Source organism: Streptomyces viridiviolaceus (assembly GCF_014650995.1).
GTDB classification, from domain to species: domain Bacteria; phylum Actinomycetota; class Actinomycetes; order Streptomycetales; family Streptomycetaceae; genus Streptomyces; species Streptomyces viridiviolaceus.
Genome location: NZ_BMWA01000001.1, coordinates 207,005 through 219,150, shown reverse-complemented (window position 1 = coordinate 219,150; position 12,146 = coordinate 207,005). Strand labels below are relative to the sequence as shown.

Annotated in this window: 10 protein-coding genes; 5 read left to right on the top strand and 5 right to left on the bottom strand. The window is 72.7% G+C overall.

What is annotated here, in order from left to right:
- The first annotated feature begins 12 nt into the window (after positions 1–12).
- From fusA to IE260_RS00800, 5 genes are all read left to right on the top strand, one after another.
- On the top strand, positions 13–2,058 hold the full coding sequence (gene fusA / locus IE260_RS00820) for an elongation factor G (RefSeq protein WP_189868440.1): 2,046 nt from the start codon (positions 13–15) through the stop codon (positions 2,056–2,058).
- Positions 2,059–2,298: 240 nt separating this feature from the next.
- Entirely contained in the window at positions 2,299–2,697 is a 399-nt protein-coding gene (locus IE260_RS00815) for a hypothetical protein (RefSeq protein ID WP_189868439.1), read from the top strand.
- A 49-nt stretch (positions 2,698–2,746) separates the two neighbouring features.
- Complete coding sequence (locus IE260_RS00810; protein WP_189868438.1) at positions 2,747–2,899, top strand: hypothetical protein; 153 nt, start codon at positions 2,747–2,749, stop codon at positions 2,897–2,899.
- 78 nt (positions 2,900–2,977) lie between these two features.
- Positions 2,978–4,093 (top strand): ADP-ribosylglycohydrolase family protein, encoded by a 1,116-nt coding sequence (locus IE260_RS00805; RefSeq protein WP_229880284.1) that lies wholly within the window; start codon positions 2,978–2,980, stop codon positions 4,091–4,093.
- 58 nt (positions 4,094–4,151) lie between these two features.
- Positions 4,152–4,592, top strand: coding sequence for a hypothetical protein (locus tag IE260_RS00800; protein ID WP_189868437.1), 441 nt, complete (start codon positions 4,152–4,154; stop codon positions 4,590–4,592).
- Between the two features lie 106 nt (positions 4,593–4,698).
- Here IE260_RS00800 and IE260_RS00795 read toward each other — a convergent pair whose 3' ends face one another.
- From IE260_RS00795 to IE260_RS00775, 5 genes are read right to left on the bottom strand one after another with little or no spacing between them, the layout of a single operon-like run.
- A complete protein-coding gene (locus IE260_RS00795; protein ID WP_189868436.1) occupies positions 4,699–7,644 on the bottom strand; it encodes a DUF5682 family protein in 2,946 nt (981 codons plus the stop codon).
- Positions 7,641–8,762 carry an ATP-binding protein gene (locus IE260_RS00790; RefSeq protein WP_189868435.1) on the bottom strand — a complete coding sequence of 374 codons (1,122 nt, stop codon included), beginning with the start codon at positions 8,760–8,762 and terminating at the stop codon, positions 7,641–7,643. The genes IE260_RS00795 and IE260_RS00790 overlap by 4 nt, the downstream gene beginning before the upstream one ends.
- A 48-nt stretch (positions 8,763–8,810) precedes the next feature.
- Positions 8,811–10,235 carry a vWA domain-containing protein gene (locus tag IE260_RS00785; protein WP_189868434.1) on the bottom strand — a complete coding sequence of 475 codons (1,425 nt, stop codon included), beginning with the start codon at positions 10,233–10,235 and terminating at the stop codon, positions 8,811–8,813.
- Entirely contained in the window at positions 10,232–11,623 is a 1,392-nt protein-coding gene (locus IE260_RS00780) for a hypothetical protein (protein WP_189868690.1), read from the bottom strand. The genes IE260_RS00785 and IE260_RS00780 overlap by 4 nt, the downstream gene beginning before the upstream one ends.
- A complete protein-coding gene (locus IE260_RS00775; RefSeq protein ID WP_189868433.1) occupies positions 11,623–12,144 on the bottom strand; it encodes a hypothetical protein in 522 nt (173 codons plus the stop codon). The genes IE260_RS00780 and IE260_RS00775 overlap by 1 nt, the downstream gene beginning before the upstream one ends.
- Positions 12,145–12,146: the final 2 nt, after the last annotated feature.

Here is a 12,146-nt window from a genome sequence, read left to right as displayed (position 1 = left end):
GGCCACGGGGCCATGCGCACCAACCCTCTCGCCACCGTCCGCAACCTCGGCATCCTCGCCCACGTCGACGCCGGCAAGACCACCGTCACCGAGCGGATCCTGTACGCCACCGGCACCACGCACAAGCGTGGTGAGGTCCACGACGGCACCACCGTCACCGACTTCGACCCGCAGGAGCGCGACCGGGGCATCACGATCTTCGCCGCCGCCGTCAGCTGCGACTGGGACGGGCACCGCATCAACCTCATCGACACCCCGGGGCACGTCGACTTCGCCGACGAGGTGGAACGCTCCCTGCGCGTGCTCGACGGTGCGGTCGCCGTGTTCGACGCCGTCGCCGGGGTGGAACCGCAGAGCGAGTCGGTGTGGCGGCAGGCGGACCGGCACGGTGTGCCGCGCATCGCGTTCGTCAACAAGATGGACCGGGCCGGCGCCGAGCTCGACGCGGCAGTCGCGTCGATCCGGGAGCGGCTGCACCCCGCACCCCTCGTCGTGCAGCTGCCGATCGGCGCGGAGGACACCTTCACCGGCGTCGTCGACCTGCTGCGCATGCGGGCACTGACCTGGACCGACGGCGGTGACGCGGTCGCCGAGGCACCGCTACCGGACGACCTGCGGGAGGAGGCGCACCGTCGGCGCAGGCTGCTGGAGGAGGCCGTAGCGGAACTCCATCCGGGCGCGCTGGAGGAGTTCTGCGAGAACGGCGCTCTGGGCGCCGGCACGCTCGCCGCCGCCCTGCGCGACCTGACCCGCAGCGGAGACGGCGTGGTCGTGCTGTGCGGCTCCGCCTACCGCAACCGAGGTGTCGAACCCCTGCTGGACGCCGTCACCGCCTATCTGCCGTCGCCGCTCGACGTGCCGTCCGTACGCGGCACCCGCGACGACGGCACCGAACAGCAGCGGCCCGCCGACCCGGCGGCACCGCTCACCGCACTCGCGTTCAAGGTGAACGCCACCGCCACCGGGCGCCTCACCTACCTGCGCGTCTACTCCGGGACCATCGAGAAGGGAGACACCGTGTGGGACGCGACCGCGCGCCGCACCGAGCGGATCGGGCGCATCCTGCGCGTCCAGGCCGACCGGCACGCCCAGCTCGACCGGGCGGTGGCCGGGGACATCGTGGCCGTCGTCGGCCTGAAGTCCGCCCGCGCCGGCTCGACCCTGTGCGCCCCGGACGCCCCGCTGGTCCTGGAGCCTCCGGGCGTGGCCGAGCCGGTGGTCTCCGTGGCGGTCGAGGCGCTCAAGGGCACCGAGACGGGGCGCCTCGCGTCGGCACTGGCGCGGCTGGCCGAGGAGGATCCCTCGCTGGTCGTGCGCACCGACCCGGAGACCGGTCAGACGGTGCTGTCCGGGATGGGCGAGCTGCACCTGGAGGTCGCGGTGGAGAAGATCCGGCGGGACCACGGGATGGGCGTCAACGTGGGCCGTCCGAGGGTGAGTTACCGCGAGACGGTCGGGCGCGGGGTGTCCGGGTTCGTGCACCGGCACGTCAAACAGGACGGCGGGGCGGGCCAGTTCGCCCACGTGGTCCTCGACGTGGAGCCGCTGAACGCCGGTACGGGCTTCGAGTTCCGCTCGTCCGTCGTCGGTGGGCGCGTACCGCAGGAGTACGTCCGCGCGGTCGAGGCCGGCTGCCGGGACGCCCTGGAAGAGGGCCCGCTGGGCGGTCATCCGGTCACCGGTGTGCGGGTCACGCTGACCGACGGCCAGACCCACGTGAAGGACTCCTCGGACACCGCCTTCCGCACCGCCGGCCGGTTCGGTCTGCGTGAGGCCCTGCGGGCCTGCGCGATGGTGCTGCTGGAGCCGGTCGCCGAGGTCACGGTCACCGTGCCCGAGGACGCGGTGGGCGCGGTGCTCGGCGACCTGTCGGCCCGCCGCGGCCGGGTGAGCGGCTCGGCGACCCGGGCGGGCGCCACGGTGGTCACCGCGACCGTGCCGCTGGCCGAACTGTTCGGCTACGCGACCCGCCTGCGCAGCCGCACCCAGGGCCGCGGCACGTTCACGGCCCGGCCGAAGGGGTACGCACCGGCGCCGGTGCCGGCACCGCTCCGCTAGCCGACGGGCGGCCCTTCCCGCGCACACCCGGGAGGGGCCGCCCCGGCTCGCCCGCATCGAGCGGGCCCGTCCTCAGGGGCCGGGAAGGGCACCCGGCACGGCTGCGGAGGCATGCTGTGGGCGCAGCCGCCGGCTGCGTCTCGAAAATACGTACGTGTGTCTGCCGTGAGCCTGGCACGATGGGGCGCTGCACTGCTGTGCGTTGCCGGTGGGCCGTGTCTTTGGACCGAGAGGGAAACCGTGGCGGACTGGATCTACATCCTCAATCCGAACAAGGACACGCTGGACGGTGAGCCGTCCGACAAGGACACGATTCGCCGACTGGCCGAAGAGGAACCGGAACTCGATCTCTGGCTCGGCCGCCGGAATCGTATGAGGCCGGGCGACCGCCTCTGGATCTTCTTCACTCACCCGGAGGCGGTGGTGGCCGCGGTGGCCGGCGTCGACGAGGAACCCCGGGACGACACCGACGACCCCGACGTCCCCTATCTGGTTGCCGTGACCCTGCTGACCGAGGCGACGAAGGCGCTGTACCGCGACCCCGTGGCCCGGGACGAACTGGGCCTCGGACAGGTGAGAACGGTCCAGAAGGTGAAACCGGAGGCCCTGCCCGTCCTGCTGGAACGGGCGGGTCTCTGAGAACCGCTGCCGCAGAGGGCGGACGGCCGGCGGTCGGTAAGGTGACCGCATGCCGTCCGCGCACCTGCCGATCACCGGGGACCGCCCCGAGGGGGGTGACGACCGAGCGGCGGAGCCGCTGCTGCGGTCGTACGGCGACGCCACCGACGCCTGCCGCCTGAGCCGCCAGGCGGCTCGCACCACCACTTCGCGCGGGACCTGACAGGCCTCCCTCGCAGGCCCCGCACGAACCCCCCTCACTCGAATATGTGTCCGCCAGAGAACAGAGAGGCGCGCTGCCTTGCCCCACGCGAAGGACGACCAGAGGGAGTTCTTCTCCAGGCAGTCCCGTGTACGCGGGATGATGCTCGGCCTGGCGCTCGGGGACACCCTCGGAGTGGCCCGGGGCAAGCTGCCGGCCACCGGTCCGCTGCGGGCCGGAGTCAGCACCCAACTGGCCTGCTTCACCGCCGAGGGCATCGTCCGCGCGCAGGTACGCGGACACCACAAGGGCATCTGCTACGGGCCGGGCGTCGTGCTGCACGCCTACTGCCGGTGGGCTCACCTCCAGGGCATCGAGGTGGAGAAGATGCGGCGCCGCTGGAACTCCCACGGCTCCGCGGCGTGGCCCGACGGCTGGCTGGCGGGTGTGCCCGCGCTGGCCGAGCGGCGCGGCAGCGCACCCGCGACGGTGACGGCCCTGTCCCGGATAGAGGATGGGTACGAGCGCATGGCCACCGGCAGCCGGGGCTGTCACGCCCTGACCCGGAGCCTCCCGGTCGCGGTCACCGGAACCGGGGGCATCGCCCAGGCCGGAGCGCTCGCCGCGCTCACGCACGGCGACCCCGCCGCCCAGGCCGCCACCGTCCACGCAGCCCTACTGGCCCACCACTGTCTGACCCACGTCCTTCCCCAGGGCGGCGGCCCGTCCGCCCAGTCCGCCGGATGCGTCCGGGAGGCGCTGCACGCGGGTATCGCCGCCCTCCCGGCCGTGGGCGGACGCATCGGCGACGACGAGCACGGCCGACTCGTGGCGGCGTTCCGGCACGCTGTCGACGAGCCGGCGGACCCGGGACGGCTGGCACGGCTCGCGCCGGACGCCACCGCACCCGCGGCCCTGCTCGGCGGCGTCTACGCCGCCGCCTCCTTCCCGGACCGTGCCGGCTTCCGGGCCGCGCTGGAGTTCGCGGCGAGCGCCCCGGACGGGGACTCCGTCGCCTGTGTCACCGGCGCGCTCCTCGGCGCCGCACACGGCGCGGAGGTCCTGCCCGTGGACCTGGTCAGCCGTCACGAACTGGCCTGGGTCCTGGACACCCTGGCCCGCGACCTGCTGCTCGAACTCGACGACTCACCGAGCGGCAGCGAGTACGTCCCCGGATGGGACCCGCACTGGTGGAGCCGCTATCCCGGCTGGTGACGCTCCCCCTCCCCGGACCACCCGCCGGACGTGACGCACCGGTTCGTAGCCTTTGGCCGTGGCCGACATCTACGAACTCCAGCTCACGCTCGACCTGCCGGACTCCCTCCTGCCCGCTGACCTCGCCCTGCTCCGCTGGCACTTGGGGGAGGAGGACGGCCGGCAGGACGAGGGGTACGAGTACCCCCTCTGGGACGCCCGAGGGCCGGCACGGCGGATCGGCGGCGTCCTGGTCGGTGAGCTGCACTCCGACCACGGGGGCTGGGCGCTCACCGTGCGGCAGGAGGCCCATCCCGACGAGTTCGACGACCTGCGCAGGATGGTGCTGTGGCTCGGTGCGCGTACGACGAGCTGGGGCGCCATCGGGTACCTCCGCTTCTACGAGTCGCATCTGCCCGACATGCTGATCGCTGAGCGCGGGGCGGTGAGCAGTGCCGTCCTGCGGGTGGAAAAGGTCGTCCGGTCCCCGACCGAGGTGATCCCCGACCCCTATGCCTGACGCAGGGCGACGGTGTGCCGGGGGCCGGGGGCCGGGGGCCGGGGGCCGGGAGCCGGGGGCGGAGGAGGACGGCCGGGGCCGGGAGACCCGGACCCGGCCGTCGACGTCATCTGCCCGCGAGCAGGGACTCCAGGGCCGCAGCCGTGGACGGGTGACGGCTCGTGAGCGCCGCGCCCGAGGAGGACGGGCCGGCCACCGCCCACGTACCGGCGCAGCCCAGCAGGCCCGCCATCGCGTCGCACGTCGCCGGATGCGCGGCCAGCAACGCCGCGCCCGACGGGACGGTGACCTCGGACCGCGTCCATTCCGGTGGGCACCCCAGCAGTCCGGCCACCGCGTCGCACGTCGCCGGATGCGCCCTGACCAGCGCGGCCCCCTGCGGGCCGTCGCCGCCGGGAGCCGCCCGGCGGGCGGCGGGCCCGGCCGCGGGCGTACGCCACGGCGGCACCCACGCGTCCAACGCCGGGAGCCGGCCAGGGAAGATCCGTCCTGCCTCGCGGATCAGCAGCGGAGCCAGCTCCGCCGCTCCTGACCGCAAGGTGGTGATCAGCAGCGGCAGCCACGGCAGCAGCACCGCGTCCGGCAACCGTCCGAACGCGTTCGACACCGCCTCGACGACCACGTCCGCCAGCCCCGGAACGGGCTCCAGCGCGTGGACGAAGCCGCTGAGGTAGCGCGGATACGCGGGCACCACCAGCGGATTGTCCAGCAGTTCGTCGCACCGCGCCCGCAGCTCGGCCCGGGACAGGGTGCCGAGCTGCACCTGCGCCGCCCACAGCAGGGCCGTCTTCGACGGGTCCTCGGGGTGCGACTGGGCGACCGCCAGCTCCAGCTGGGCCCGGTCGCAGCCCAGCGACAGGGCGAGGCTCTCCATGCTGAACAGGAAGCCGAGCATCGCCGCGACCTGGCCGACCGTCGCGTCCTCGTCCTGGAACGCCGTCGGCAGCAGCGTGCAGTAGTGGGCGTAGCCGGTCTTGACGAAGGACTCGATCCACGCAGGCAGCACCGGCTCGCTCGTGCGGTAGTACGCCAGCAGGCCGCGCGCCCGGCGCAGCACCTCCGGCGCGCCGTCCACGCTGCGCTCGGTGCCGAGCACCTTCAGCGCGTGCGTGCCGAGTTCGTCGGCGAGGCGGCGGCTGCGCAGGTACAGCGTCGCGTCCTCGACCGCTGCCAGCACGGTCGCCGTCGTCGCCCGGGGAGCGTACGCGTCGCGCCGCAGCCGCTGCTCCAGGACCTGCTCGATGCTGACGCCCTCGTAACCCAGCTCGATGAGGGCCCGCTGATGGGTGCCGAGCGCCAGGTCCCACGACTCCTGGATCGAACGCTCACCGAGCCGCCGCTCGCCCATGATCGGCCGTGCCGCGCCCTGCGGCATCAGGCGCCGCAGCATCCACAGAACGTCGGAGCAGGCCCGGAGCTCCGGCCGGGCGGCCATGTCCAGCAGTGCCCGCTGCACGCCCCGCTGCTGCAGCTTCAGGCCGAGCGGTGCCAGCCGGTCGTGCACGTCGCGGGCGAGCGGCGGCAGCGCGTCGTAGCCGACCTGGCCGATCCGGTCGCCGCCCATCATGATCTCGACGAGACGCCGCACGTCCCGCCGCCCGGGGACGGTGTCCTTCTCGATGCAGGTGACCGCCGCGTCCTGGAAGTCGTACGGCGTGGGCTTGGCCCGGTCCCGCATCCCGGCGAGCAGGATCGACGTCTCGAACACCGCGATGGCGTCGGCGGTGGAGGCGAGATAGCCGTTGCGCCGGGCCGCGCGCACGATGTCCACCGACCAGCCGAGCAGTTCGGCCTCGTCCAGGCCGTCGAGCACGGGCGGCCTGCGCAGGAAGCCGGACAGCCGGTCCGCGGCGGCGGAGTCCGGCGCCGGGACGACGGCTTCCCCTTGAGTCATCCTCGCAGGGGTCTTCTTGGCTGCGGACTTCTTCGCCGGGGTCTTCTTCGCACCCGCCTGGCCCGCCAGCCGGTAGGGCTGCACGCGGGTGCGCTTCAGGCCCTTCGCCCACTCCGTCGAGGCGATCGACACCGAGCCGGCGGCGAGACCGAACTGCGCCTCGATCGCCGCGTGGCTGGAGGGGATGAGCCCGTACTGCCAAGCGGTCGCGGTCCGCGGGGAGATGGTGAACGTGTCGGTACCGTGCACGCCGAACTCCGCGACACGGCTGGCCGCATGGAACGCCCCGCACACGTACAGGCAGTCCGCCGGATCCGTACCCGTCGCCGTCAGGTGCTCGCGCATCCGGGTCCACATGTACCGCTCACGGTCCTCGTCCACGCGGACCCGGGCGCCGTCACCGGGGGCGAGCCGCCGGAACAGGCTGCCGATGAGGAACATGACCTGGCGGTAGGTGTCGTGGTCACTGTCGCCGAGCGGCACCTCGACGTACTGGTGCCACCACTCCGACCAGTGCCGCACCTTGCCGTGGCGCAGCAGGTGCTCCTCCAGCTCGGCGAAACGGGGCCGGAGGTCGCCGATCTCCACGCCGACGGCCTCACCGTGCAGCGCGGCCTCGGCCGGAGCATCGGCGTCCCTGGGCCCTTCCGCCTCGGGCCCCGGTGCCCGTTCGCCGCCGGTGTCCCACTGGAAGACGTGGTCGGACGACCGGTCGACCAGGACCAGTTCGACGCCCGGGGTGTCGAGGGCGTACGCGATGGCCTGGTACTCGGCGGAGGCCTCGGTGATCGGCGCGACGACCGACAACGGCGCCCATTCGGCGGGGAAGCCGTCGACCTCACCGGCGAACGCCTGCACCGCCACCGGCAGCCGGCAGTTGCGCAGCTCGGTCAGGAGCGGCGCCATGTCCTCGCACAGCTCCAGATACACCACCTTGGGCTGTTTCTCGCGCAGACGGCGGGCCATGGCCGTCGCCGAGGCGGGCGAGTGGTGGCAGACGGGGAAGATCTCCAGCGGCTCGCCCACCGCCCGGTCGACGTCGTCGACCATGCCGAGGAGGATGCTCTCCAGGGCGTCGGGCCCGCCCGCGAACGTGGCCGCGGCCTCCTGCAGCTGCCCGCGCAGCGCGGCGAACGTGCTCTCGTGCGGCCCGCTCATGACAGCGTGGCGATCGCGTCGCGGCCGCCCTCCAGGAACTCGGGCCAGGAGCCGCCCTCCTCCTTGCTGCGCGGCTCGACGACGCCGTGCAGGTACTTGTTGAGGATGGCCAGGTCCTCGGGCTCGCGGCGGGCGAGGGAGCCGACCAGCGAGGAGGCGAGGGTACGGGCGGTCAGCGCGCGCTCGCCGAAGAAGTTGCTGTGCAGGACGGCGTCCTCCAGCACGCCGATCTGCTCGGCCGTCGACAGCGCGGACTCCAGCTTCTCGTCGTCGCTGCCGGCCGCGGCGGCGGACGCGCGCAGGTCGGCGAAGCTCTGCAGGAGCACGTCGAGAAGGGTCGGCGGCACCTCCAGGTCGATCGCGTGCCGGCGGAGCAGTTCCTCGGTGCGGAAGCGGACGATCTCCGCCTCGCTCTTCCTGTTCGTCACGACCGGGATACGGACGAAGTTGAAACGGCGCTTGAGCGCGGAGGACAGGTCGTTGACGCCCCGGTCCCGGCTGTTGGCCGTGGCGATGATCGAGAAGCCGGGCTTGGCGAAGACGATGTTGTCGCTGCCGCCGCTCTCCAGCTCGGGAACGGAGATGTACTTCTCGGAGAGGATGGAGATCAGCGCGTCCTGGACATCACTCGTGGAGCGGGTCAGCTCCTCGAAGCGGCCGATGGCGCCGGCCTCCATCGCGGTCATGATCGGCGAGGGGATCATCGACTCCCGCGACTGGCCCTTGGCGATGACCATGGACACGTTCCAGGAGTACTTGATGTGGTCCTCGGTGGTGCCGGCCGTGCCCTGCACCACCAGCGTCGAATTGCGGCTGATCGCGGCGGACAGCAGCTCGGCCAGCCAGCTCTTGCCGGTGCCGGGGTCGCCGATGAGCAGCAGACCGCGGTCGGAGGCGAGGGTGACGATCGAGCGCTCGACGAAGCTGCGGTCGCCGAACCACTTCTGCGAGATCTCCCGGTCCAGGCCGTCGGAGCGCTCGGAGCCGAGGATGAACAGGCGGACCATCTTCGGGGACAGGCGCCACGAGAACGGCTTGGGGTTGTCGTCGATCGACTCCAGCCAGTCGAGCTCCTCGGCGTACTTGATCTCGGCGGGGGCGCGCAGCAGGTCGGACATGAAGAGGTGAGCCTTTCTGAAGGGTGGGTGTGGGGAGGAGCGGCCGGGTCAGGTGAGGAACGTCTTGAGTTCGTGCACGAGCTTCTTGATGTGGCCGGAGATCACCGGCGTGCCGAGGTCCTTGAACTTCTCCCGGAACCAGGGGTTGACGCTGCCGCGGCCGGAGCTGGTCACCGAACCCACCGGGATGAACTTCGCCCCCGAGCGGTGGATGGCGGCCATGCTCTCGAACAGCTCGTCGGTGCGCCATTCGTAGAAGTCGGAGATCCACACCACGACGGTGTTGCGCGGCTCGGCGATCTTCGGCTGGGCCAGCGCCATGGCGACCGTGCCGTCGGTGCCGCCGCCGAGCTTGGTGCGCAGCAGCGTCTCGAACGGGTCGTGCGCCCAGGGAGTGAGGTCCAGCGCCTGTGTGTCGTAGGCGATCAGGTGGACGTCCACCTTCGGCAGTCCGGCGAAGATGGATGCCAGGATGGTGCAGTTGACCATCGAGTCGACCATGGAACCCGACTGGTCCACGACGACGATCAGTCGCTGGGGCGTCGTCTTGCGGCTGGTGTGCCGGTAGTAGAGACGGTCGACGTAGAGCCGTTCCTCCTCCGGGTCCCAGTTGGTGAGGTTCTTCCAGATGGTGCGGTCGAGGTCGAGGTTGCGGAACACGCGCTTGGGCGGCACGGACCGGTCGAGCTCGCCGACCGCGGCCTTCTCCACCTGGGTGCGCAGCACTTCGGTGACCTCGTCGACGTAACGGCGGATCAGCGCCTTGGCGTTGGCCAGGGCCACACCGGAGAGGTTGTTCTTGTCGCGCAGCAACTGCTCGATGAGGGACATGCTCGGCGTCAGCCGGGAGGCGAGCTGCGGGTCGGCCAGCACCTCGCGCAGGTGCATGCGCTTGACGAGACCGGCCTCGATCGAACCGAGCTCCGGGCCGATCGCGGGGATCAGGCGACTGAGGTCCGGCGTGGGGCCTCCGATGCCGGTACCCGTCGGGCTGACCCCACCACCGGCACCCGCCCGGTTCGCGCCGCCGCGACCACCGCGCAGTTCACCGGGCCGGCAGCCCAGGGCACGCTCCAGCCAGCCGGCGTCGGACTGCCAGCGGGCCAGCTGCTCGGCGGTGACGGTGCCGGGGCGGGAGGCGAAGACGTTCAGCAGCACCTTCGACGCGAGTGCCGCGCGCCGCACCTCGGCGGCCCGGTCACGTGCGCCGTCCGCCTCCGGCTCCGGCGTCATCAGCCCGTCGAACTCGGCGGCCAGCTCCGGGTGCCGCTGCACGACGGAGTCGACGGACGCGCCCGGGTCGAGCAGTGCGGAGGGCAGGCCGATGTCCTCCACGACGGCGAGACTCGCCGATTCCAGGGAAGGCTGCTCCTCCTGGTCGAAGAGACGGGCCAGCAGCCGCCAGTAGAGGACCTGCCGCCGGTTGTCGTACGGATCGGGCTCCGGCGTCCGGCCTGTCGTGTGCTCGGTCATTTCCGCAGCAGCTTTCCGGCACGCTCGCGCAGCACCTTGACGGCGTCGGTGGCCGCCTTCTCGGCCCGCACACCGGCCTTGTCGGTCGTGCCCCCGGCCCAGGCCCCGGCGTGGACGGCGGCGGCCTTCTTCCGCACGGTCCTCTCCACGGCGAGCGGCTGCAGAAGGAACTGGCCGGCGTCCCACCTCAGCAGCCCGACACACGCGCCGGACCCGGCGACGGCCTCGGGGGTGAGCGGACCGGCGGCCGGCACCCGGCCACTGTCGACACGCAGCCGGCACCCGGCGACCTCGAAGACAAGCCCGTCGTCGCCTTCTTCGACGCCGTACCCCTCCAGCAGTACCGGCACCGCGATCCGGGCCGGATGCCGGTCCAGCGGCGAGACGGCGAAGGCGGCGGCGGTGGGCAGGGCCACGCGCGCGGTGGCGAACACGTCGGCGGGCTCACCGGCCCGCGCCCGGGCGTCGTCCCATATCAGGTCACCTTCGGCGGTGACGGGCATGGCGTCGAGATCCATGGCACGGCCCTCGCTCACGGCGGCCAGCAGGGACATGTGCGGCCGGAGCAGCTGCCACAGTCCTGCCCCGACGACCGTGTCCGGCTTCGGTGCGGACACCGAGGCCAGCACCAGCCGCGGCGTGGTGCCGTCCGCGGGCTCGAACACCGCGTGGACCTGCGCCTGTACGGCGGTGGCGTGCTCCTGGAGGTCGACGCCGAGCGGCAGCAGACGGCCGGTCGCCTCGGCGACGGAGGAGGTACGGGCCGCGCCGGGCAGCGTCAGCAGCAGGGCACGCGACCACAGGTCGGCCCACCGGCGCACGGGGAAGCGCTCCAGGGTCGCTCCGGGGCAGGACGCGGCCAGTTCTGCGGCGAAACCGTCGAGCAGCGTGGCCAGGCGGCGCAGCGCGGGGTCGGGCAGCATCGCGGAGACGACGGGCGCGGCACCTGCGACGAGTTCGTGGTCGATGCCCTGCCAGCCGGCCCGCGCCAGGTCGCACAGCCAGCTGCGGGCGGCGGCGTGCAGGTTCGCCGCGTACTCCTCGCCGGGCGCGGGGGCGGCGGCCTCATCGGTGCGCGGCCGGCCGGTGGCCTCCTCCACGCGGGCGGTCAGCGCGTCGTGGACGGAGCCGAGCAGGGCGGTGCGGGCGGCGGCGAGCGCGACGAAGTGGTCCTCCCCGGCGGCCCCGGCGGCCGTCTTGTCGGCGGCCTCGGCCACCCGCGCGGCCAGCGGCGACCCGGCGACGGCGTCGGCGAGCCCGGACAGCCCGTCGGTCTGGCCCGGCTGCGGACGGAGCAGACCACCGACGAGAGCCTCGTCGAAGCCGTCCACGGCGGCGAGGGCTTCGTCGAGTCCGTCGACGGCGTCGGTGAGCAGATCGGCACGCATCAGGCCGCCACCGCCCTCGTCGTCGGGAACCACTGCATCTCGGGCAACGGATCGGTGGTGGGCGCCAGTTCGAGATAGGAGAGATGCCGCAGGAACCGGCTGAACACCTGGGCCGCCGCCGAACTGTCGCCCTGCGCGGGCCGCGCGGCCGTCATGACGGAGGTGACGGAGTGCGCGTCGGGCTCCGCCGCGTCGACCTCGACCTTCAGATACCGGGCCACGCGCTCGGCGCCGTACTGGAGCACGGCCTCGCCGACGAGCGCGCGGATGTGGTTGCAGAACATCCCGCGGGCCCCGCCGCAGGGACGGTTGTTGTTGGTGCTGCACGCGAACGCGTACGTCCCCGCCTCGATCGAGGACACGTACACGCGCCCGATGTCCGACCCGCTGGACACGACGCCCTGCAAACGCCCGTCGGCCAACTCCACGAACGGCACCTTCGCGAGCTTCCGTGGCCGCGCGGACGGCACCACCCGCGCCGTGCTCGACCTCTCCCAGACCGACAACGCACCATCTCCCATGC